The organism is Cupriavidus sp. HE11, from assembly GCF_056097175.1.
Map to the genome: position 1 here is coordinate 810,344 of NZ_CP184464.1, position 22,526 is coordinate 832,869.

The 22,526-nt window shown below is 64.3% G+C and carries 21 protein-coding genes; 11 read left to right on the forward strand and 10 right to left on the reverse strand.

Annotated features, from left to right (window positions below; genetic code table 11):
- Positions 1-97 precede the first annotated feature (97 nt).
- The 5 genes from ACOABP_RS03815 to ACOABP_RS03835 all read right to left on the reverse strand — a co-directional run bounded on the left by ACOABP_RS03815 (position 98) and on the right by ACOABP_RS03835 (position 4,607).
- On the reverse strand, positions 98-799 hold the full coding sequence (locus ACOABP_RS03815) for a succinate dehydrogenase iron-sulfur subunit (protein WP_008649360.1): 702 nt from the start codon (positions 797-799) through the stop codon (positions 98-100).
- A 30-nt stretch (positions 800-829) separates the two neighbouring features.
- On the reverse strand, positions 830-2,608 hold the full coding sequence (sdhA, locus tag ACOABP_RS03820; RefSeq protein WP_066733323.1) for a succinate dehydrogenase flavoprotein subunit: 1,779 nt from the start codon (positions 2,606-2,608) through the stop codon (positions 830-832).
- A gap of 3 nt (positions 2,609-2,611) precedes the next feature.
- Positions 2,612-2,977 carry a succinate dehydrogenase, hydrophobic membrane anchor protein gene (sdhD, locus tag ACOABP_RS03825; protein ID WP_066733321.1) on the reverse strand — a complete coding sequence of 122 codons (366 nt, stop codon included), beginning with the start codon at positions 2,975-2,977 and terminating at the stop codon, positions 2,612-2,614.
- Between the two features lie 10 nt (positions 2,978-2,987).
- Positions 2,988-3,398: a succinate dehydrogenase, cytochrome b556 subunit gene (sdhC, locus tag ACOABP_RS03830; protein WP_101683172.1), complete on the reverse strand. Its 411-nt coding sequence runs from the start codon at positions 3,396-3,398 to the stop codon at positions 2,988-2,990.
- Positions 3,399-3,770: 372 nt separating this feature from the next.
- Positions 3,771-4,607, reverse strand: coding sequence for a GntR family transcriptional regulator (locus ACOABP_RS03835; protein WP_474227033.1), 837 nt, complete (start codon positions 4,605-4,607; stop codon positions 3,771-3,773).
- Positions 4,608-5,020: 413 nt separating this feature from the next.
- On the opposite strand from ACOABP_RS03835, the gene ACOABP_RS03840 reads away from it, so the two are divergent.
- The 6 genes from ACOABP_RS03840 (at position 5,021) to ACOABP_RS03865 (ending at position 12,453) form a co-directional block, all read left to right on the forward strand.
- A complete protein-coding gene (locus ACOABP_RS03840; protein WP_066733314.1) occupies positions 5,021-6,004 on the forward strand; it encodes a malate dehydrogenase in 984 nt (327 codons plus the stop codon).
- Between the two features lie 129 nt (positions 6,005-6,133).
- Positions 6,134-7,114 (forward strand): HpcH/HpaI aldolase/citrate lyase family protein, encoded by a 981-nt coding sequence (locus tag ACOABP_RS03845; protein WP_474227034.1) that lies wholly within the window; start codon positions 6,134-6,136, stop codon positions 7,112-7,114.
- 236 nt (positions 7,115-7,350) lie between these two features.
- Positions 7,351-7,902: a hypothetical protein gene (locus ACOABP_RS03850; protein WP_474227035.1), complete on the forward strand. Its 552-nt coding sequence runs from the start codon at positions 7,351-7,353 to the stop codon at positions 7,900-7,902.
- 200 nt (positions 7,903-8,102) lie between these two features.
- The gene (acnA, locus tag ACOABP_RS03855; RefSeq protein WP_474227036.1) at positions 8,103-10,808 is read left to right on the forward strand and encodes an aconitate hydratase AcnA; all 2,706 of its coding nucleotides are present in this window, start codon (positions 8,103-8,105) and stop codon (positions 10,806-10,808) included.
- A gap of 221 nt (positions 10,809-11,029) precedes the next feature.
- Entirely contained in the window at positions 11,030-11,164 is a 135-nt protein-coding gene (locus ACOABP_RS03860) for a hypothetical protein (protein WP_255366007.1), read from the forward strand.
- An 86-nt stretch (positions 11,165-11,250) separates the two neighbouring features.
- Positions 11,251-12,453 (forward strand): DUF2863 family protein, encoded by a 1,203-nt coding sequence (locus ACOABP_RS03865; RefSeq protein WP_474227037.1) that lies wholly within the window; start codon positions 11,251-11,253, stop codon positions 12,451-12,453.
- Positions 12,454-12,517: 64 nt separating this feature from the next.
- On the opposite strand, the gene trmB is transcribed toward ACOABP_RS03865, so the two are convergent.
- Positions 12,518-13,189, reverse strand: a complete 672-nt coding sequence (gene trmB, locus ACOABP_RS03870; protein WP_474227038.1) for a tRNA (guanine(46)-N(7))-methyltransferase TrmB — start codon at positions 13,187-13,189, stop codon at positions 12,518-12,520.
- 136 nt (positions 13,190-13,325) lie between these two features.
- Between trmB and ACOABP_RS03875 the strand changes: the two genes are divergently transcribed.
- Positions 13,326-14,912 (forward strand): ABC transporter substrate-binding protein, encoded by a 1,587-nt coding sequence (locus tag ACOABP_RS03875; RefSeq protein WP_474227039.1) that lies wholly within the window; start codon positions 13,326-13,328, stop codon positions 14,910-14,912.
- Positions 14,913-14,975: 63 nt separating this feature from the next.
- Here ACOABP_RS03875 and ACOABP_RS03880 read toward each other — a convergent pair whose 3' ends face one another.
- Both ACOABP_RS03880 and ACOABP_RS03885 read right to left on the reverse strand, forming a co-directional pair.
- Positions 14,976-15,857 (reverse strand): class I SAM-dependent methyltransferase, encoded by an 882-nt coding sequence (locus ACOABP_RS03880; RefSeq protein ID WP_474227040.1) that lies wholly within the window; start codon positions 15,855-15,857, stop codon positions 14,976-14,978.
- Between the two features lie 29 nt (positions 15,858-15,886).
- Positions 15,887-16,660: a tetratricopeptide repeat protein gene (locus ACOABP_RS03885; protein ID WP_066733300.1), complete on the reverse strand. Its 774-nt coding sequence runs from the start codon at positions 16,658-16,660 to the stop codon at positions 15,887-15,889.
- 146 nt (positions 16,661-16,806) lie between these two features.
- On the opposite strand from ACOABP_RS03885, the gene ACOABP_RS03890 reads away from it, so the two are divergent.
- The 4 genes from ACOABP_RS03890 (at position 16,807) to ACOABP_RS03905 (ending at position 19,640) form a co-directional block, all read left to right on the forward strand.
- A complete protein-coding gene (locus tag ACOABP_RS03890) occupies positions 16,807-17,322 on the forward strand; it encodes a hypothetical protein (RefSeq protein ID WP_474227041.1) in 516 nt (171 codons plus the stop codon).
- Positions 17,323-17,470: 148 nt separating this feature from the next.
- The gene (locus ACOABP_RS03895) at positions 17,471-17,836 is read left to right on the forward strand and encodes an ArsR/SmtB family transcription factor (RefSeq protein WP_066733296.1); all 366 of its coding nucleotides are present in this window, start codon (positions 17,471-17,473) and stop codon (positions 17,834-17,836) included.
- Entirely contained in the window at positions 17,833-18,918 is a 1,086-nt protein-coding gene (locus ACOABP_RS03900; RefSeq protein WP_474227042.1) for an SRPBCC domain-containing protein, read from the forward strand. Before ACOABP_RS03895 ends, ACOABP_RS03900 begins: the two co-directional genes overlap by 4 nt.
- 173 nt (positions 18,919-19,091) lie before the next feature.
- Positions 19,092-19,640, forward strand: coding sequence for a hypothetical protein (locus ACOABP_RS03905; protein WP_474227043.1), 549 nt, complete (start codon positions 19,092-19,094; stop codon positions 19,638-19,640).
- A 13-nt stretch (positions 19,641-19,653) separates the two neighbouring features.
- Here ACOABP_RS03905 and ACOABP_RS03910 read toward each other — a convergent pair whose 3' ends face one another.
- Positions 19,654-20,148, reverse strand: a complete 495-nt coding sequence (locus tag ACOABP_RS03910; RefSeq protein WP_474227767.1) for a DNA-deoxyinosine glycosylase — start codon at positions 20,146-20,148, stop codon at positions 19,654-19,656.
- A 430-nt stretch (positions 20,149-20,578) separates the two neighbouring features.
- Positions 20,579-22,480 (reverse strand): molecular chaperone HtpG, encoded by a 1,902-nt coding sequence (gene htpG, locus ACOABP_RS03915; RefSeq protein ID WP_474227044.1) that lies wholly within the window; start codon positions 22,478-22,480, stop codon positions 20,579-20,581.
- Between the last annotated feature and the right edge of the window lie 46 nt (positions 22,481-22,526).

Consider the following 22,526-nt stretch of genomic DNA (forward strand, 5'->3'; position numbering starts at 1 on the left):
CTGACGCGCCGCTTACATCAATTTGCTTCTACTGCAGACTGCCTGTCTGCACCGCGAACTGCGGGGGGGGGTGCAGAAGGCAGTTTATACCGGGCAATTAAACAGCGCGGCGAACCATCAGTTCCTTGATCTTGCCAATCGCCTTCGTCGGATTGAGGCCCTTCGGGCACACGTCGACGCAGTTCATGATGCTGTGGCAACGGAACAGGCGGTACGGGTCGTTCAGGTTGTCCAGACGCTCGCTGGTGGCCTGGTCGCGGCTGTCCGCGATGAAGCGGTAGGCTTGCAGCAGGCCGGCCGGGCCGACGAACTTGTCCGGGTTCCACCAGAACGACGGGCACGACGTGGAGCAGCTGGCGCAAAGAATGCACTCGTACAGGCCGTCCAGCTCGTCGCGTTCCTGCGGCGACTGCAGACGCTCCTTCTCGGGCGGCGGCTCGTCGTTGATCAGGAACGGCTTGATCGAGTTGTACTGCTTGAAGAAGTTCGTCATGTCGACGATCAGGTCGCGCACCACCGGCAGGCCGGGCAGCGGACGCAGCACGATGCGGTCCGGCAGCTCGCGCATGTTCGTCAGGCAGGCCAGGCCGTTCTTGCCGTTGATGTTCATCGCGTCCGAGCCGCACACGCCTTCACGGCACGAACGACGGAACGAGATGGTTTCGTCCAGCTTCTTCAGCTTGACCAGTGCGTCCAGCAGCATGCGCTCGTGACCGTCGAGCTCGACCTCGTAGGTCTGCATGCGGGGGGCTGCGTCCTTGTCCGGATCGTAGCGGTAGACTTCAAAAATACGCTTCATTTCTGTGGGTCCTGTTTTCTCTGTCGCCGCTTAGAACGTACGGGCCTTCGGGGGAACCGATTCCACCGACAGCGGTTGCATCTTCACCGGCTTGTAGTCCAGGCGGTTGCCTTCGCTGTAGAACAGCGTGTGCTTGAGCCAGTTGTCGTCGTCGCGGTTCGGGAAGTCGCTGTGGGCGTGGGCGCCACGCGATTCCTTGCGGGCCGCGGCCGAAATCATCGTGGCCTTGGCCACTTCCACCAGGTTGGCCACTTCCAGGGCTTCCACCAGTGCGGTGTTGAAGACCTTGGACTTGTCCTTCAGGTGGATGTTGTCGGCACGCTCCGCCACTTCGAGGATGCGCTCGACGCCTTCGTCCATCAGCTTCTGCGTACGGAACACGCCGGCATGCGACTGCATGTTGCGGCGGATGTCGTTGGCGACGTCCTGGGTGTATTCGCCCGAGGTCGTTGCCTGCAGCTTGGCCAGACGGGCCATGGCGCGGTCGGCGGCGTCGGCCGGCAGCGGCTTGTGTTCCTTCTGCTTGCTGGCGTTGGCGACGATGTGGTTGCCGGCGGCACGGCCGAACACCACCAGGTCCAGCAGCGAGTTGGTACCCAGGCGGTTGGCGCCGTGGACCGACACGCACGAGCATTCGCCGATTGCGTAGAAACCGTTGACCACTTCGTTCGGGTTGCCGTTCTTCGGCACCACGACCTGGCCGTGGAAGTTCGTCGGAATGCCACCCATCTGGTAGTGGATGGTCGGCACGACGGGGATCGGTTCCTTGATCGCGTCGACGTTGGCGAACTTCATGCCGATTTCGCGGATCGACGGCAGGCGCTTCATGATGGTCTCGGCACCGACGTGGGTCAGGTCGAGCAGCACGTAGTCGCCGTTCGGGCCGCAGCCACGGCCTTCCTTGATTTCCTGGTCCATCGAGCGCGACACGAAGTCGCGCGGCGCCAGATCCTTCAGCGTCGGGGCATAGCGCTCCATGAAGCGCTCGCCATCCTTGTTACGCAGGATGCCGCCCTCGCCACGCACGCCTTCCGTGATCAGCACGCCCGCGCCGGCCACGCCGGTCGGGTGGAACTGCCAGAACTCCATGTCTTCCAGCGGGATGCCGGCACGTGCCGCCATGCCCAGGCCATCACCGGTGTTGATGAAGGCGTTGGTGGAAGCCGCGTAGATCCGGCCGGCACCGCCGGTCGCGAACAGCGTGGTCTTGGCTTCGAGGATATAGACTTCGCCGGTTTCCATTTCCAGCGCGGTCACGCCCAGCACGTCGCCTTCTTCGTCGCGAATCAGGTCCAGTGCCATCCACTCGACGAAGAAATGCGTCTTGGCGCGCACATTGCGCTGGTACAGCGTGTGCAGCAGCGCGTGGCCGGTACGGTCAGCGGCGGCGCAAGCGCGTTGCACCGGCTTCTCGCCGTAGTTGGCCGTGTGGCCGCCGAACGGGCGCTGGTAAATCGTGCCATCGGCGTTACGGTCGAACGGCATGCCGAAGTGTTCGAGCTCGTACACGACCTTCGGGGCTTCACGGCACATGAACTCGATGGCGTCCTGGTCACCCAGCCAGTCCGAGCCCTTGATGGTGTCGTAGAAGTGGTAGTGCCAGTTGTCCTCGCTCATGTTGCCCAGCGAGGCGCCGATACCGCCCTGCGCCGCAACGGTGTGCGAGCGGGTCGGGAAAACCTTCGACAGCACGGCCACGCTCAGGCCGGCTTCTGCGAGCTGGAGGGATGCGCGCATCCCGGCGCCGCCCGCCCCGACGATGACCACGTCAAATTTGCGACGCGGCAATCCAGTCTTGACTGCGACCATTTATTACACCCTCCAGAGAATCTGAGCAGCGTAGCCCGCGCAACCGACGAGCCACAGAATCGTAAGAACTTGCAGCACGAGGCGCACGGCCATCGGCTTCACATAGTCCATCCAGATGTCACGAATGCCGATCCATGCGTGGAACAGCAGCGACAGGATGGTCAGGAACGTCAGGAGCTTCATCCATTGGTTGGCGAAGAGACCCGACCAGCCTTCGTAAGAAGGGTTGCCGAATGCGAGGTACACCACGGCGAGCACCACGGTGAACACCACCATGATGACTGCGGTAACGCGTTGCGCGAGCCAGTCTTTCAGACCGTAGTGCGCACCGACGACAAGACGCTTGGGACCGATATTGTTATTTGCCACGTGACTCTCCTCAGAACAGGCCGAAAAGCTTCAGCCCGAAAACCAGGGTGAGCAGCAGGCTGACGACCAGCACGGCCTTGGCCGACGTGGCCGAGGCGGGCTTCGAGACGCCGACGTGAACGTCCAGCAGCAGGAAGCGGATACCGGCGCAGAAGTGATGCAGGTAACCCCAGATCAGCGCCAGGATCACCAGCTTGACGAAGCCGTTGGACAGCAGGGCCGAGAACTTGGCGAAGCTCAGTTCGGAGGTGACGCTCTGTTCGAACAGGTACAGAACGAAAGGGAGGAGGAGGAACATCATGGCACCGCTTACGCGATGCAGGATGGATACCTTGCCGGCCCAGGGCAACCGGTAGCGCGAGATTTGCGCGATACCGATATTCCGGAACTCCGGCCTGGCTTGTTTGGCGGCTTCAGCCATGCGAGACCCCATTTGCGGTGAAAAGAAAACTGCAAAAGAACGACACTGCCATTACCCCCGATTGCATTGGCGCCGCACAGCGGTTACCGTGAATGCACCAGATTGCATCAAGCGTGTGGGTCCGCTGAATGCAAATGGATGCAGGGGAGCAAATCGACGTGATTTTAGCGCCTTTGTTGCGCGGCGCACCAATAATTTTCGCCTATCACGCACCAGCGCGGCGTGCCCGACAATCGCACGCGACAATGCGCGCACCACGCCGGACACCAAATATCGGACCATTGCATTCACGAACGACAATGGTCGGCGCGCGTCCCATATACGCATGACAATAGTCAGCGTACTGGACAGACTTTCCATGGTCATGACACTTCAGCTCAGGTCGTTCTGATAATAGTGGCGCGTCGTGACATACAGCCCACGGCGAACTTCCACCGGGCGGTCACCGTAGGTGAACGACACGCGTTCCACCGACAGCAGCGGCGAACCAGGTGCCACGGACAACAGCTCGGCAGCTGTGTTATCGGCAGGTACGGCCCGAATCTTTTCCGTGGCGCGAATCATGCGGGTGCCGAATTCGGCCTCGAAGAGCGCATACATCGGGCCCTTCCACTCGTTGAGCTTCTCGGCCGTCAGACCCTTGAAGTTGGCGCCCAGCAGCCAGATTTCATCCAGCACCGTGGCTTCATTGGAAAACGTCAGCACCCGGCGGATCTGCACGACGCTGTCGCCAGTGCGGATATCGAGCAGCCGGGCGATCTCGGCCGGGGCCCGCAGCCGCTTGCATTCGAGCACGCGGCTGGCGCCGTAATGGGGTTCACCCTCGTCGGGTACCAGGCGCAGGAAGCGGAACTTGACCACATCCTCGTGATGGGTGGTCACGAACGTGCCCTTGCCCTGGCGGCGCGCCACCAGGTTGTCGGCGGCGAGTTCGTCGATGGCCTTGCGCACCGTGCCCTGGCTGACCTTGTAGCGCGCGGCCAGGTCCATCTCGCTCGGGATCATTTCGCCGGGCTTCCACTCGCCGGTCTGCAGGCTCTGCATGATCAGGGCCTTGATCTGCTGGTAGAGTGGGCTGAACGTGGGTGACGGCGCATTGGCCGACGCGGGCGCGGACGGCTGCGTCCCGGCGCCGCTCTGTGGGGCGCCAGATTCCGGCGTGCCATTGGCGGCGGCGGCGGCGAGCGGGGACGTAGGCAGGGAAGACATAGCCCGGATTCAACCACAAAAGCGAGAATCGCGTCCAGCACGCTATGAAATGTCTTATGTCTTATATAAGACATATGAATTGACATCAATGAGGGCTCACCCTACACTCGCGCAGGTCCGCGCTGCCGCCCCCGCCAGGTCTCTTCCGGGCTACCCGCCCACCTTTTGTAGTCTTGCGGATGCGGCGCACCACACAGCAGTAGTAGACTTACGCCTTGTCGCCCTCGACGCCTGCCCACGGCCCGCGCGCTCCTCGTCGCGGCCCCACGGCAGGCCGCGGGCTCCCGGCGGATGCCCGCCTGCCCCGTGGCGACACGCGAACCAGCTCCCGGTGATGCGCCGGCCCGCTCCATACACTGGATGGCCAGTTGCCACCGACCGGTTACCCCCTCTTTTCGTTTGGAGACTTACTCATGGCTAAAGCCCCAATGCGCGTCGCAGTCACCGGCGCCGCTGGCCAGATCGGCTATTCCCTGCTGTTCCGCATCGCCAACGGCGACATGCTCGGCAAAGACCAGCCGGTCATCCTCCAACTGCTCGACCTCCCGCAAGCCCAGGCCGCCGTCAAGGGCGTGGTGATGGAACTGGAAGACTGCGCGTTCCCGCTGCTGGCCGGCGTGGTCATCACCGACGACCCCAAGGTTGCCTTCAAGGACGCCGACGTCGCCCTGCTGGTGGGTGCCCGTCCGCGTAGCAAGGGCATGGAACGCAAGGACCTGCTCGAAGCCAACGCTCAAATCTTCACGGTACAGGGCAAGGCCCTGGACGAAGTCGCCAGCCGCGACGTCAAGGTGCTGGTGGTCGGCAACCCGGCCAACACCAACGCCTACATCGCCATGAAGTCGGCACCGAACCTGAAGCGCGAAAACTTCACGGCCATGCTGCGCCTGGACCACAACCGTGCCCTGTCGCAAATCGCCGCCAAGACCGGCAAGCCGGTGTCGTCGATCGAGAAGATGTTCGTCTGGGGCAACCACAGCCCGACGATGTACGCCGACTACCGCTACGCCACCGTCGACGGCAAGAGCGTCAAGGACATGATCAACGACCCGGTGTGGAACAACGACGTGTTCCTGCCGACCGTCGGCAAGCGCGGCGCCGCCATCATCGAGGCGCGTGGCCTGTCGTCGGCTGCCTCGGCCGCCAACGCCGCCATCGACCACGTGCACGACTGGGTGCTGGGCTCGAACGGCAAGGTCGTCACGATGGGCATCCCGTCGAACGGCGAATACGGTATTCCGAAGGACGTCATGTTCGGCTACCCGGTGACCACGGCCAACGGCAAGTACGAAATCGTGCAAGGCCTGGAAATCGACGCCTACAGCCAGGAAAAGATCAACATCACGCTCAAGGAACTGGAAGAAGAGCGTGCCGGCGTGCAACACCTGCTGGGCTGATCTTCGCCAGAGCTTCCCGCTCATGAAACCGGGGTCCGCATCGATCTGAAAATCGGCGCGGACCCCGGTTTTTCATTTGGGCAGCCGTTTTGTCTTCACAACAACCCCCCGCTCCATACGTATATCAACGTGCATCCATCCGAGGTCTTGTTCCAGGGCGAAGCCATTCCGGTCCAACTACCGGTCTGTGACCACTATGCGGGCAGCGAAAAGCTCATGCGCAAATCGCTTGCCCTGCAGCAAGCGCTGGGTCCCGTGTTCGACATCACGTTCGACTGCGAGGACGGCGCCGCCGTCGGGCTGGAGCGCGAGCATGCCCAGCTCTGCGCGCAGCTGATCAACAGCGCCGACAACCAGCACAACCGCGTGGGCGTGCGCATCCACGACCCCGCCCACCCGGGCTGGCGCGAAGACGTGGATATCCTGGTGTCCGCCGCCGGGGCCCGCCTGGCCTACGTGGTGGTGCCCAAGGTCACCGACGTGGTCGAGGTGGCGCGCGTGACCGACCATGTGAACCAGGTGGCCCGCGCGGCCGGCATCGCCCGCCACATCCCCATTCATGTGCTTATTGAGACGCATTCGGCACTGGAACAGGCGTTCGACATTGCGTCGCTGGTCCAGGTGGAATGCCTGAGCTTCGGGCTGATGGACTTTGTGTCGGCACACCACTGCGCCATTCCCGGCGATGCGATGCGGTCGCCGGAACAGTTCGAGCATCCGCTGATCCGTCGCGCGATGCTCGAGATTTCGGCCGCCTGCCACCGCCACGGCAAGGTGCCGTCGCACAACGTCAGCACCGACGTGCAGCAGCCGGAGCGTGCCGGCGACGACGCGCTTCGGGCACGCTCCGAATTCGGCTACCTGCGCAAGTGGAGCATCCATCCGGGCCAGATCGAGCCGATCGTCGCCGCCTTCAGGCCCAGCGACGGCGAAATCGGGGCGGCCAGCCAGATCCTGCTGGCCGCCCATGAAAACAACTGGGCCCCGATCCGGCACGACGGGCAATTGCATGATCGCGCCAGCTATCGCTATTACTGGTCTCTGTTGCAACGGGCCCACGCCACGGGCACGCGGCTGCCGCCTCCGGTGAGCGATCTGTTCTTTGATTGAGTGCAACACCACGCGATCACACGCGAAAGCTGCTCATTTTTGCCCGCAAGTGGCCGATGACAAACCATCCGCGTGCGATTGTGTAACCAATATCCGACGGGCTTCGCCCCGTCAGACAAATCGTAGAGAATAGCGGCGGAAAGTTGCCGGGACGCCCCGTGAACCTGCGGAACGCCCCTCGAACTGTTCACCACAACGAGCCCTTTGACTACCCAAGCAATCCGGAAGGAACCCACATGAAACAACTCGTGCTGGCAGCCTGCATTGGCGCCCTGACCCTGACCACCGGTGCCGCGATGGCGCAGGAACCGGCCAAGAAGCCGGCCGCCACCAAGAAGGCGCCCGCCAAGAAGTCGTCGAAGACGGCCGCCGCCGCACCTGCCGCCGTGCAGCCCACCGGCGAAAAGTGGCAGTGCGAACTGGGCCACGCCATCTGGATCAGCGGCAACATGCAGCGCGATGAAGTGATCACCGTGCACTGGGACGGCCGCAACTACCGCCTGCCGCGCCAGAGCACCGTCACCGGCGCCGACCGCTACTTCGACCAGGCCTCGGGTCTGGATCTGGTCGTGATCCCGAGCAAGGCAATGCTGTTCAACAAGAACCTGGGCCAGCGCCTGGCTGACGAATGCCAGAACGCCGACATGCAGGCAGGCGGCTCGGCCCCGACGCAGGCCGGCGCACTGCGCGCCCCGGTGTCCACCCCGCTGCTGATGGCCCCGGCCCAACCGGCTGCCCAGCCGGCCGACGCCGCCCAGCCTGCTGCACAAGCCGCGCCGAAGCAGTAAAGTCTCACCTTGCCTTACCCCGCACGGCGCCGCCTTGGCGCCGTGCGGGCATCAGCTGCACCGAATCGTTGTAACGGTGCGCGTCCGGTTCCTTGCCGGCCGCGCCGCATGCATGGCGGCGGAACCCTTTCGCGCACCGGGGTCTGAAGAAAAGCATCCACAAGCAGAGTCCCGCGTCATCCCTCGATTGGAGTCAGGCAATGCCCCACAATCTCAATAACACCCTCAAGGAATTCAAACTCGCCACGGGCGGCTCGGGTCAGTATTACTCGCTGCCCCAGCTGGGCCGCGCGCTGGGCGTGAAGATCGAGCGTCTGCCGGTCTCCATCCGCCTGGTGCTGGAATCGGTGCTGCGCAACTGCGACGGCAAGAAGGTCACCGAGGAACACGTCCGGCAGCTCGCCAACTGGAAGGCCACCGCCGACCGCGTGGACGAGATCCCGTTCGTGGTGGCGCGCGTGGTGCTGCAGGACTTCACGGGCGTACCGCTGCTCGCAGACTTGGCCGCCATGCGCAACGTGGCCGAGAAAATGGGCAAGAATCCGAAGAAGATCGAACCGCTGGTGCCGGTGGACCTCGTGGTCGACCACTCGGTACAGATCGATCACTTCCGCGAGAAGAATGCGCTGGACCTGAACATGCAACTGGAATTCCAGCGCAACAACGAGCGCTACCAGTTCATGAAGTGGGGCATGCAGGCGTTCGACACGTTTGGCGTGGTGCAGCCGGGCTTCGGCATCGTCCACCAGGTGAACCTGGAATACCTGGCGCGCGGCGTCCACAACAAGGACGGCGTCTACTATCCGGACACGCTCGTCGGCACCGACTCCCACACCACGATGATCAACGGCATCGGCGTGGTGGGCTGGGGCGTTGGCGGCATCGAGGCCGAAGCCGGCATGCTGGGCCAGCCCGTGTACTTCCTGACCCCCGACGTGGTGGGTGTGGAACTGAAGGGCCGCCTGCGCGAAGGCGTGACCGCCACCGACCTGGTACTGACGATCACCGAAATGCTGCGCCGCGAGAAAGTCGTGGGCAAGTTCGTCGAATTCTTCGGCGAAGGCACGGCCAGCCTGTCGACGCCGGACCGCGCCACCATCGGCAACATGGCCCCGGAATACGGCGCCACCATGGGCTTCTTCCCGGTCGACGAAAAAACGATCGAGTACTTCCGTGGCACAGCCCGCACCGACGAGGAAATCGCGGCGTTCGAAGGCTACTTCCGCGCCCAGGAAATGTTCGGCGTGCCGCGCGCCGGCGAGATCGACTACACCAAGACCCTGACGCTGGACCTGGGCACCGTGGCCCCGTCTCTGGCCGGCCCGAAGCGTCCGCAGGACCGCATCGAGATCGGCCATGTGAAGAGCACCTTCGCGTCGCTGTTCTCGAAGCCGGTGGCCGAGAACGGCTTCAACAAGAACGCGGCCGACCTGGGCCGCGAATACGTCAACGCCGACGGCATCAAGGTCAAGAGCGGCGATGTGCTGATCGCGGCCATCACGTCGTGCACGAACACGTCGAACCCGAGCGTGCTGCTGGCAGCCGGCCTGCTGGCCAAGAAGGCCGTGGAAGCCGGCCTGAACGTGGCGCCGCACATCAAGACGTCGCTGGCCCCTGGCAGCCGCGTGGTGACCGAATACCTGACCGCCACCGGTCTGCTGCCCTACCTCGAAAAGCTGGGCTTCGGCGTGACCGCCTATGGCTGCACGACCTGTATCGGCAACGCGGGCGATCTGACCCCGGCACTGAACGAGACCATCGTCCAGAACGACATCGTGGCCGCCGCAGTGCTGTCGGGCAACCGCAACTTCGAAGCGCGCATCCACCCGAACATCCGCGCCAACTTCCTGGCCTCGCCGCCGCTGGTGGTGGCCTACGCCATCGCCGGTACGGTCACGCGCGACCTGATGACCGAGCCGGTTGGCAAGGGCCGCGACGGGCGCGACATCTGGCTGGGCGACATCTGGCCGACGTCGGAAGAAATCCACGCGCTGCTGAAGTACGCGATGAACGCCAAGACGTTCAAGGGCAATTACGAGCAGGTGAAGAAGCCGAGCAAGCTCTGGGCGAACATCAAGGGCACCAAGGGCCAGGTGTACGACTGGCCCACGTCGACCTACATCGCCGAGCCGCCGTTCTTCCAGGACTTCACGATCGAGCCGAGCAACGAAGCCGTGACGATCCGTGGCGCCCGCGCGCTGGGTGTTTTTGGCGATTCAGTGACGACCGACCATATCTCGCCGGCTGGCTCGATCAAGGACACCTCGCCGGCAGGCAAGTACCTGCTGTCGCACGGCGTGCTCAAGGCCGACTTCAACAGCTATGGCTCGCGCCGCGGCAACCATGAGGTGATGATGCGCGGCACGTTCGCCAACGTGCGCATCAAGAACCTGATGATCCCGCCAAAGGCCGACGGATCGCGCGTGGAAGGCGGCATTACGCTGCACCAGCCGACCGGCGACGAAATGTCGATCTACGACGCCGCGATGAAGTACGTCTCCGAAGGCACCGCCACCGTGGTGTTCGGCGGCGAGGAATACGGCACCGGATCGTCGCGCGACTGGGCGGCCAAGGGCACCCAGCTGCTGGGCGTGAAGGCCGTGATCGCGCGCAGCTTCGAGCGGATCCACCGGTCGAACCTGGTCGGCATGGGCGTGCTGCCGCTGCAGTTCAAGGGCAGCGACAGCGCGCAGTCGCTGGGCATCATCGGCAACGAGACCTTCGACGTGGAAGGCATCGAGGGCGAACTGAAGCCGCAGCAGGATGTGGTGCTGGTGATCCACCGCGCCAACGGCGACACGCAGCGCGTGCCGGTGCTGCTGCGCATCGATACGCCGATCGAAGTCGACTACTACAACCACGGCGGCATCCTGCCGTTTGTGCTGCGTCAACTGCTGGTGGCGTAACCGGCGCTGCCGGCGCGCCGCCGGTGGTACGAACCGCCGCACCCGCTCACGCGGGGCGGCGGTTTTTTCTTGCCCGCTTGCCGGGCATCTTCCCGGGCGCCGTGCCGGGCGCGTTGCGGGTAATCCCCACCCCGGCGCGTAAGTTTTGCGCAAGCCTGCGCTGCCAGACTGCCCGGAACGCCCAGCGGCGTCACCTATACCTACAGACTCGGAGACAACAGATGGTCAAGATCCTGATCGCATTCGTCGTCATTGCCGGCGCGGCCCTGTACCTGCTGACCAAGGGCGGCGGCGACGTGTCGATGGGCGGCGAATCGCACACCACCGAATCGCACGCCCCGGCCACGCAGAAGTAAGCAGCCAAACAAGGGTTCGCGACAACTGCGGCTGTCAACGCAGCGGGTAGAATACCGTTTTACGAAAAAACGGACGCTTTCTATCTATGGCAGGTTTTCGCCCCAAGTCTTCTACCCGACTCTCGCCCGACGCCGAGCGCCTGGTGGCCGATGCACTGGCCCTGGACGCCTCGGGCAGCCGCATGGAGGACGGATACTGGGAGCGGCGGCTGTCCCAGCGGCTCTATCGGCTGCTGAAGAACGGCAGCCAGACCGCCCTCGACGCGGCGCTCGAACACCTGTTCAAGCACAATGCCGATGCGTCCGACGTGCTGGCCGAACAGGCCGAGACACTGGCAGAATCGGCAACGATCGAGATTGACGGTGTCAAGCATGACGCCCTACTGATCGCCGCCCCGATCCTGGCCCACACCCGCTATGCCATCCCGTCCGGCGCGCTGAAGCCCGAACTGGCCCAGACCCTGGCGGTACACCTGCAGGCCCACGTGCTGGCCACCAGTACCAAGGTGGCCCTGTCGCCCTACCTCTACAGCATCGACCAGCTTCCGCGCAGCCATAGCGACACGTTCGCGCTGACGCACAAACTGGTGTCGGCCGCGCTGGCCGGATCGATGCCCAAGGTGGACCTGCGCGACCTGCCCGAGACGGCCCCGATCCTGGCCGATCCGCGCTACCTGCTGGCCGTGGTGGTGGCGCCGCACGAAGGCGCGCTGTTCCGCTGGCAGGAAGACGCCAAGGAACACCACGCCGAGCGCTCGGTGTGCCTGGAGCAATGGCGCAACCAGGTGCAGCCGACCGTGGCCGTGCTGCTGCCGGGCTGCGAGTTCGAACTGCTGCTGCCCGACGCATTCTTCCTGTCCTGCCGCGAGTCGGACAAGAGCATCCGCCCGCTGACCGTGCGCGCCGCCGTGAACTACCTGTGCGGCACGCTGGACATCCCGGCCGGCCAGCTGGCCGCAGTGGTGGCCGGTTTTGGCGAGGAAGTGGTCGAGGAATACCGTGTCGGCTTCACGATGCGCGGCGAGAAGGATGTGATCTACGGCATCGTCTGGCCGGTCTACGGCCGCGAGTCCGGCGAGATCGATGCCGAGGAGAAAGGCAACCCGGTGGAGCAGATCTGCGAGGAACTGCGCAACGCCGGCGTCGAGGACATCTTCCGCCACGCCGCGCTGTTCGATCCGGAATACTGCGAAGACTGCGGTACGCCGCTCTATGCGGATCGCTCCGGCGAGATCGTCCACGCCGAATTGCCCGAGGATGCGCCGACCCAGCAGCCGCTGTTCCACTAAGCACCGGGGCAGCGCGCCAAGGCACCGCCCTTCAACGAAAAACCCGCCAGTCCGGCGGGTTTTTTTATGGCTGCCGTACGCTGACGCAGCGCCAGAGGCCATGGCCCGACGCGCCATACTTGCGTTCGAACGGCGTCATCGGTGTTTCCGGCTGCCAGGGTTCGGTCTGCGCCGGCCGCCCCACCATCGTCAGCGCCGCCACAAATTCGTCGATATAGATCTTCCAGTTGCTGCGGCATTCCAGATAGTCGCCGCACGCGGCCAGCGCGGGAAACACCGCATGCCCTTGCCAACGCCGGCCCAGATGCCCGATCTTCGGCCACGGATTCGGATACAGCACATAGTGGCGCACAACGGGCACCCCCCCTTGCTGCAGCAGGCGCCAGAAATCGACCAGATCCGCCCGCGCCCAATGAAAATTCACCGGCATCTCGGCGTCCCACCAATCCTTGCCGGCGGTTAATCGCTTTTCGGACTGATCGATGCCGATCACGTAGTGGCCAGGAAACGCGGTAGCCAGCCGCAGCGTGCTCTCGCCGATGCCGCAACCCGCGTCGATGATCAGGGGCTGCCCGCCAGCCCGCTGCCAGGCGTCGATGGCAGTATCGAACGCCTGCTGGCTGGGCGCGCCGACAGGCTTGCGGAACGGCTCGTCCAGATGGCGCTGCACGCGCGCCGCCAGATGCTCGTGGATATCGGTCTGCGCCGATGAAATGGTGCGGGAATTGGCAAACATGGGCGCGATTGTACCGGGCCATCCTGGCCCGTCAGGCGTCCATGCCGCGGCCATTCCGCAGCCATCGCAGATGTATCGGACATGGAAGTACATTTGGCGGCACAATAGCGGCCAACACCGTACGAGGAGCCCACTCATGATCCGCCGCACGCTGCTGCAAGCATCCGTTTCGATTGCGCTGAGCGCCGCCGCGCTGACGCTGATTCCCGTCCATGCCGCTCATGCGGAAGACCTGCGCATCGGCCTGGCCGCCGACGTGACCTCGATGGACCCGCACTGGAACAACGCCGGCCCCAACAACGCCATCGCGCTCCATATCTTCGAGTCGCTGGTGTTCATGGACAAGAACGCCCGCTACATTCCCGGCCTGGCGCTGTCCTGGAAGCCGGTCAATGCCATCACATGGGAAATCAAGCTGCGCCCCAACGTGAAATGGCAAGACGGCACGCCGTTCACTAGCGAGGACGTCAAGGCATCGCTGGAACGGCCCGAGAAGCTGACCAATGCACCGGGCTCGTTCACCAGCTACACCAAGCCCATCGCCCGCATCGACACGCCAGACGCCCTGACCGTGCGCCTGACCATGAGCGTGCCGAACTACGCCAACCTGGCCAACGACCTGAACAGCGTGCCGATCATGCCGAAGAAGATCGCCGCGGACCTGAACCAGGCCGATTTCGACTCGGGCAAGGCCATGATCGGCACCGGCCCCTACAAGTTCGTGCGCTTCGCGCGAGGCCAGGAAATCGTGATGCAGCGCAACCCCGATTACTGGGGCCCGAAGCCCGAATTCGACCGCGCCATCTTCCGTATCCTGACCGATAACGGCGCGCGCACCGCCGCCCTGCTGGCTGGCGACGTCGACGTGATCGAGAGTATCCCGGCCGCCGATGTGGCAAGACTCAAGCAGAATCCGAAGTTCAAGATCGAGCAGACCACGTCGTGGCGCACCATCTTCTGGCAGATGGACCAATCGCGCGACAATCCGCCTTTCGTGACCGACAAGGCCGGCAAGCCACTGGGCAAGAATCCGTTCAAGGATGTCCGCGTGCGTGCCGCGATCAGCAAGGCGCTGAACCGCGACGCCATCGTCAGCCGCATCATGGAAGGCCTGGCCGTGCCGGCATCGTCGATCGTGTCGCCGCAAATCTTCGGCCATCCGGGCACCAGGCCCGACGCCTACGATCCGGAAGGCGCCAGGAAGCTGCTGGCCCAGGCCGGCTATCCCGATGGCTTCGCGCTGACGCTGCATGCCACGAACAACCGCTACCTGAACGACGCCCAGGTGGCGCAGGCCACGGCCGGCATGCTGACGCGCATCGGCATCCAGACCAAGGTCGAAACGTTGCCCGTGGCCGCCTACTTCACGCGCGCCCGCCAGGGCGACTTCGCCTTCGAAATGCTGGGCTGGGGCTCGGCCGCCGCCGACGTGGCGCTACGCTCGATCACCGGCACGCCAAACCCGAAGACCGGCTACGGCACGTGGAACTGGGGCAAGTACAGCAATCCGAAGCTGGATCAGCTGATCGAGAAATCGCTGACAACAGTGTCGAGCGACAAGGACCGCGAGCAGAACGCCCGCACGGCTGCGAAGTTCGCGCTGGACGATCACGCCATCATCCCGTCGCACAGCCAGCTGGCGATGTGGGCGATGCGCAAGGGCCTGAAGTACGAGGCACGCACCGACGAATGGTCGCTGGCGCAGTTCTTCCACAAGGAGTAAAGCGGCCAACATTGCCGCCGGTTGCCTCCCCTCTCCCACAACGCGGGAAAGGGGAGCCATCCTTCAGATCACCAGCCGTTCTTCCTGCCGCGCATTGGCCGCGCGCAGTTTCCTGACCCAGTCCTTCGCGGGCAGTTTGGTCGAATCCTCGATCACCGCCGCCCTTGCCTCCAGCGTTTGCCACGACACATCGATCGCCGGGCCGTTGAACGCCAGGGCAATGATGTTGCCGTCATGCACTTCCGGGAACACCAGCACGCGATTGTCGAAGGCATCGCAGATCCGCTCGATGTTCTTCGGGAAGCTGTCGTGGTCGCCGAACAGGTTGATGGTCATCACGCCGGGCGCCTTCAGCACGCGGCGGCAGGCCCGATAGAACGCTGTGGTGTCCAGCACCGGGCCGCGCGCCGTGGCGTCGTACAGGTCCACCTGCAGCGCATCCACGGCCGCCGTGCTGGCGCCATCCATCACGTAATCCCAGGCGTCCTGCTCGCGCACCGTCAGCCGGGCGTCATCCTCACGCAGGCCAAACATGCTGCGGCCCGCCACGATCACTGCGGGGTTCAGTTCCACAGCCGTCACCTTTGCCTTGGCGAAATGACGATGACAGAACTTGGTCAGCGCCGCTGCGCCCAGGCCCAGTTGCGTCACGTGGAAATCGGCCGACGCCGGCGACAGGAACAGCAGCCAGGCCATCATCTGCTGCGCGTACTCCAGCTCGATGGCTTCGGGCTTGCGCAGGCGCATGGCGCCCTGCACCCACTCGGTGCCGAAATGCAGGTAGCGCACGCCATCCATCTCGGAGAACGTCACGGGCGCAAAGCGCGGCTTCATGCGTTTTTCGTCGGCGTCTTTGGAAAGGTTCTTGCGCGAGGACTCGCGGTTGCCGCGTGCGGGGCGGCGCGAGGCCACCGCCTCGATCGATTTGCGTTTCAGAAGCGTCATGGAAGAAAGAATTGCGCCCAGGGCGCGGATCATTGGCCCAGCGCGGTTTGCGCGCGCTGCAGCCATTCGCGATTATGTTCGCGGGCATGACGCGGCCAGTGGCGCGCGTCATGAACGATTTCGGAATACAGCGACTTTGCGCGTTCGCGGTCGGCCGCATCGGGCTGCTTCGCCAGCCAGTCGGCAAACAGGCAGCGCGCCGCCACGTCGCTGGCATTGGTCAGCGCCCGCTCGAAGGCGTCGCGCGTGCCGGGCGCATCCTGCGCGGACAGTGCCCTGGCATAGAGCAGCGACGGATCGGACTGGTCACGCGCACGGGGATTGCCCGCGAACAGCTTTTCCAGCGTGGCCTGCGCTTCGGCATGACGGCCCGTCGCCAGTTGCGCACGGGCCAGCCCTTCCAGCAGCGCCGGGTCCGAGGCAAACGGGCCATTGGCCGCGGCTTCGTAGTGCTCCAGCGCCTCGGCCGGATTGCCGGCGTCCAGCAGCGCAGCCCCCAGGCGCATGCGATGGTCGACGGTCGGCGCGCGGTCGAACGCCTGGCGTGCCTCGCGCACGGCCCGGCCCGGGTCCACGATCTGGTTGATGGCGCGCTTCGCCACCTGGGCGCCGCGCGTCTGGCGCAGGCCCGGCAGGTAGATCGCAAAGAAATAGACGACGCTGCCGAGCCCCGGGAAGAGGAACAGCAACAGCAGCCAGTACATGTTCTGGTGGGTGCGAACGGCATGCACGGCAAAGAAGATCGCCACGATGACATGCAGGCCGATGCCGCCAATACCGCCGAGACCAAGGGAAGACAACATGAGGATCCAGTAAGGTGCGGGGGCGTCCGAAAGCCGGACAGCCGCGATTGTGACAGATGCCGATCAGACCGCGCCCGCATCGCTAAAGTTTTCACGACCAATGGCCGAAGAAGGATGTGGGCTCTCTTTTCGATCGGACTTCAACCATGACATCCATCAGCAGCGTTACACCCCAGGTCCTGGTGGCCAGTGACGCGACGGTCACCAACACCCGCCGCTTCACGCAAACCACTGAAGACACCACCGCGCAGACCGCCAACGGCCAGGCCAGCAGCGGTTCCGCCGAAGGCGCTTCGGCGTCGGGTTCCACCTCGTCGGCCAACGCCGGCAACCGCATCGCCGGCCCCGGCGGCGCTGGCAAGGCTGGCGGGGCCGCTGGCGCCGACAGCGGCAGCAGCGACAACAGCGAATCAGCCGTCATCAAGGCCCTGAAGCAGCAGATCGAAGCGCTGCAGAAGCAACTGGCCGCCCAGATGGCCCAGATGCAAGCCGCCCAGGCCGCCCCGACCGACGACCAGACCAAGGCCAGCACGGTCGCCACGCTGCAAGCCGGCGTGACCGCCACCCAGGCCTCGCTGTCCGAAGCCATGGCCAAGCTGTCGGAGGCCTACCAGGAATCCACGGGCACCAGCACCGGCAACATCGTCAATACGACGGCCTGAGCGGCCGCTCACTTTCTCTTTCCGAGAGTCCCACGTCCCGGCCGGACCCCACTTCCGGCCGGACGCGTTCCGCCCCTTTCCTCCCTCTCCTGTCTGCCCAGTTGTAACACCCCTTGATCTTCATTTAACCAATGCGTTAAATGACCACATGCCCAATGTCACCGACCCACTCTCATCCGTCTTTGCCGCGCTGGCCGATCCCACGCGGCGAGCGATCCTGGCGCGGCTTTCGGAAGGCGAGGCGCCAGTCAGCGAGCTGGCGCGGCCGTTCGACATGTCGGCGCCGGCCATTTCGCGGCATCTGCGCGTGCTGGCCGATGCCGGGCTGATCGAGCGCGAGGTCAATGCGCGCTGGCGCATCTGCCATCTGCGGCCCGGCGCGCTGCGCGATGCGCATGGCTGGCTGGAGACCTACCGGCGGCACTGGGAAGACAACCTCGACAGGCTGGTGGCCTTTGTCGAGCAGGCGCAATCCGACACCGATGTCACATCGAAGCAGGGGAACAAGTCATGAGCGAAGCCGCGACCTTTCATCTGGAAATGACCCGTCAGATCCGCGCCCCGCGCGAGCGCGTATTCGACGCCTTTACCGACCAGGCCGCGCTGGCCACCTGGCATTGCCCACGTGGCATGAGCGTGCTGGAAGCGCGCGCCGATGCCCGGGTGGGCGGCGCGTACCGGCTGGTGATCGGCGCCCGAGATGGCGAGAAGCACATCGTCAACGGCGAGTACCAGACGCTCGACCGGGCCAATTTCCTGGCCTACACGTGGGAATGGGAAGGTGGCGCCGAACTGCCGGCCGGCATGCGCACGCTGATCGAGGTGACCCTGACCGACAAGGACGGCGGCACCCACATGCATATGCGGCACAGCGGCTTCCCCGATGCGGCGATGCGCGACTCGCATGTCACTGGCTGGCAGTCGGTGTTCAACAACCTTGTCGATTACCTGGACCCCGAGGGCAGCGCCGGCACGCTGACCGTCTACGGCAACCCCCGCAGCACCTATGTACGTACCGTGCGCCTGGCGCTGGAGGAGAAAGGGCTGCGCTACCAGCTGGATCCGGTCACGCCGCGCGACGAGGCATTGCTCGCCCACAATCCGTTTGGCCGTATTCCGGCCTTTGCCGACGGCCCGATCGAGTTCTATGAAACGCGCGCCATCCTGAGCTACATCAACGAAGTCTTCGGTGGCACCAACCTGATTCCGCAGACTGGCCCCACGGCCCGCGCACGCTGCGAGCAGTGGATCAGCCTGATCAACTGCCATGCCTACGACACCATGGTGCGTCGCTACGTGCTGCAGTACGTATTCCCGAAGGGCGAGAACGGCCAGCCCGACCGGCAGACCATCGACGCCGCAGTGCCGGAAATGGCCAGGCAACTAGGTGCCCTGGAGCAGGCGTACGGTGGCCGGGACTTCCTGGTGGGCAATGCGTTGTCGATGGCAGACCTGTTCTTCGCGCCTATCGTCGAGTACCTGGGAATGTTCCCGGAAAGCCAGGCACTGCTGGAAACACGGCCGAATATCCGGCGCGGCCATGCGGTCATGCGGGCGCGGCCCAGCTATGCGGCGACGCAGCCGAAGTTTGATTGAGCGGACTGGCGTACCAGGCTCGCGCGGCGCCTTCCAGGCAATCAACCCTGGCAGCTCGTCCAGACCCGGGCTGAAAACACCCCCTTCGCGCGGGGGGTGTTTTTCAGGCCATCCGATGCCGTTTAACCATGATTCCGGCAATTCCGACCTAAGCGTCAAGGATGCAAGGCATCATGAAACGGCTACCGTTGCTTTTTTTGAGCGTTTGCGCGCTCGGCTTGGCAGGCTGCGCGACCAAGTACGCAGAGCCCACCTCTGGCGACCGTGCTCGACTGCGCGTTGCGAGGACAGGCGCTCGCGTCAACACCAATGTGTGGTCCGTGCCCGACGCAGGCCGTACCTGCTTGCCCAAGGGGCTGCCGCAAGGCGAATCGATCGCCTTGCTGGACTGGGACAATCCCTTTCATACTGAAAGACGAGGCGTGAGTATCGGGATCCCCGGCAGCGATGGGTACAAGAGCGAGAGATTTGCCGAAGCCTATATTCCCGCCAACCGCATGTTCATCCTCGATGTCGCCGCAGGTGGTGGCAACGTGTACCGATACTACGGCTGCAGCACGATTGCGACGTGGAAGCCGGTCGCCGGCGAAGACTACGAAGCCGTTTTCGAATATGGCGCGGGCGGGTGCCGCATGACGCTCACGACAGTCTCGCAAGACCGGGACGGCGCTATCATCAAGACCCCAGTTGCCGCCAATGCGCTAAAACGCTGCGAGAAATAATCGACGTCGCAGATCAAGCCAGCCACTCGCGCAGCGCCTGCCACGCGATCAGCTTTTCGGCATAGGCCAGTGTGTAGGCCGGGCTGCTGGATGGCAGTCTTACGATGGCATGCGGATCGCCATGCCCGGCCAGCGCCTTTTCGCCGATCTTTGCCGCCGTGCCGCCGTTGAAGGCAATGGCCCGCAACTGCGGCAAGGTGGCGATCAGGCCAATCAGGTCGTTACCCTGGTGATCGCGGATGCTGCTGTCCAGGCTGCCTTCGCGGCGCGCTTCGGCCACGACATCCCACAGGCCCACGCGGTGCCCGCGCAGCGTCGCCAGACGGCTGTCGTAGTCCAGCCCGACCAGGTCCACGTCCAGCACATCGCTCATCAGGTGCCAGAAGCGGTTCTGCTTGTGCGCGTAGTACTGCGCCTGGGCCAGGGACACTTCGCCCGGCAGGCTGCCGAGCACCAGCACGCGGGTGTGCGGATCGACAACCGGGGGGAAGCAGCGTTTGGTGGTCATCATTCAACGTGGTGAGACATGGGACGGCCCGCCCTCTCCCCCGCCCCTCTCCCGCTCGCGGGAGAGGGGAGAACACCAGGGGCATCCCCCAATGCTCACGGTTTGCTCCGCGGGCGACGTGAACACCAGGGGCATCCTCAAATGCTCACGGCGGTTTGCTCCCCGGTAGATGTGAACACCAGGGGCATCCCCAATGCTACGGTGATTTGCTCCCCGGAGACGTAAACACCAGGGGCATCCCCAATGCTCACGGCTTGCTCCGCGGGCGACGTGAACACCAGGGGCATCCTCAAATGCTCACGGTGGCTTGCTCCCCGGTAGATGTGAACACCAGGGGCATTCTCAAATGCTCACGGTTTGCTCCCCTCTCCCGCCCGCGGGAGAGGGGTCGGGGGAGAGGGCAAGCGCTTCAAACTGCAGCAGCGAAGAATCAGGCCAGCAGGCGGTTCACCCGCTGCACATACGCCGCCGCATCGTCGAGCATGCCGCCTTCGGCCAGCAGGGCTTGATCGAACAGCACGCGCACGCGGTCATTGAAGCCGTCACCGTCGGGCAGGTCGCGCAGCTTCTTCACCAGCGCGTGCTCGGGGTTCAGCTCCAGTATCGGCTGCGCGTCGGGCGCCTTCTGGCCGGCCTGCTTCAGCAGGCGCTGCAGGTAGCCGCTCATGTCGCCGTCATCGGACACCAGGCACGATGCCGAATCGGTCAGGCGCAGCGTCACGCGCACGTCCTTGGCCTGGCCCTCAAGCACGGCCTTGGCGCGCTCCACCACTTCCTTCCATTCGGCGGACGCCTTCTCCTGCTCGGCCTTCTCGGCTTCGTCGGCCAGGGCGCCCAGGTCCAGGTCGCCACGGGCCACGGACACCAGTTCCTTGCCATCGAACTCGTGCAGGTACGACAGCATCCATTCGTCCACGCGCTCGGTCAGCAGCACCACCTCGATGCCCTTCTTGCGGAACACTTCCAGATGCGGGCTCGACTTGGCCGCGGCCCACGTATCGGCCGTGACGTAGTAGATCTTGTCCTGCCCTTCCTTCATGCGGCCCACGTAGTCGCCCAGCGACACCGACTGCTCGGCCGTATCGTTCTGCGTCGAGGCAAAGCGCAGCAGTTTGGCGATGCGCTCGGCGTTGGCCTGATCCTCGCCCATGCCCTCCTTGAGCACCTGGCCGAACTGCTCCCAGAACGTCTTGTACTTGGCGCGCTCGGCTTCGTCCTCGCTGTCGGCCAGCGTCTCCAGCATCGACAGCACGCGCTTGGTGCAGCCTTCGCGGATGGCCTTCACGTCGCGGCTTTCCTGCAGCAGTTCGCGCGACACGTTCAGCGGCAGATCGGCTGAATCCACTACGCCCTTGACCCAGCGCAGGTACGACGGCAGCAGCTGGTCGGCGTCGTCCATGATGAACACGCGCTTCACGTACAGCTTCAGGCCGGCCTTGCGGTTGCGGTCCCACAGGTCGAACGGCGCCCGCGCCGGGATGTACAGCAACTGGGTGTATTCGCTGCGGCCTTCCACGCGGTTGTGCGTCCAGGCCAGCGGCGCATCGTGATCGTGCGCAATGTGCTGGTAGAACGCCTGGTATTGCTCGTCGGCGATATCGGACTTGTTACGGGTCCACAGCGCGCTGGCCTGGTTCACGCTTTCCCACTCGCCAGTCAGCTTCTGCTGCTGCGCCTCGGCATCCCACTCTTCCTTGGGCATGCGGATCGGCAGCGAGATATGGTCCGAGTACTTGCGGATGATGTGTTGCAGGCGGTACGACGACAGGAAATCGTCCTCGCCTTCGCGCAGGTGCAGCGTGATCGTGGTACCGCGCTCGGCGCGATCGATCGCATCAATCGTAAATTCGCCATCGCCGGCACTTTCCCAGCGCACGGCGTCGCTGGCGGCAAGGCCCGCGCGGCGTGTTTCCACGGTGACCTTGTCGGCGACGATAAAGGCCGAGTAAAAGCCCACGCCGAACTGGCCGATCAGCGCGGCGTCCTTCTGCTGGTCGCCCGACAGTTGCTGGAAGAATTCCTTGGTACCCGACCGGGCGATGGTGCCCAGGTTGCGGATCGCCTCGTCACGGCTCATGCCGATGCCGTTGTCGGTGATCTTCAGCGTGCGGGCGGCTGGGTCGGCTTCGATGCGGATCGCCAGGTCGGCGTCGTTCTCGAGCAGGGCCGGATTCGCAATCGCCTCGAAGCGCAGCTTGTCGGTGGCGTCCGAGGCGTTCGATACCAGCTCGCGCAGGAAGATTTCCTTGTTGCTGTACAGCGAGTGGATCATCAGGTGCAGCAACTGCTTCACTTCCGCCTGGAAGCTCATCGTCTCGTGCGGTGCGGTCATGGTTCTCCTCTTAAACGGATCTATGCGCAAGGTGCCCTGCCCCGTG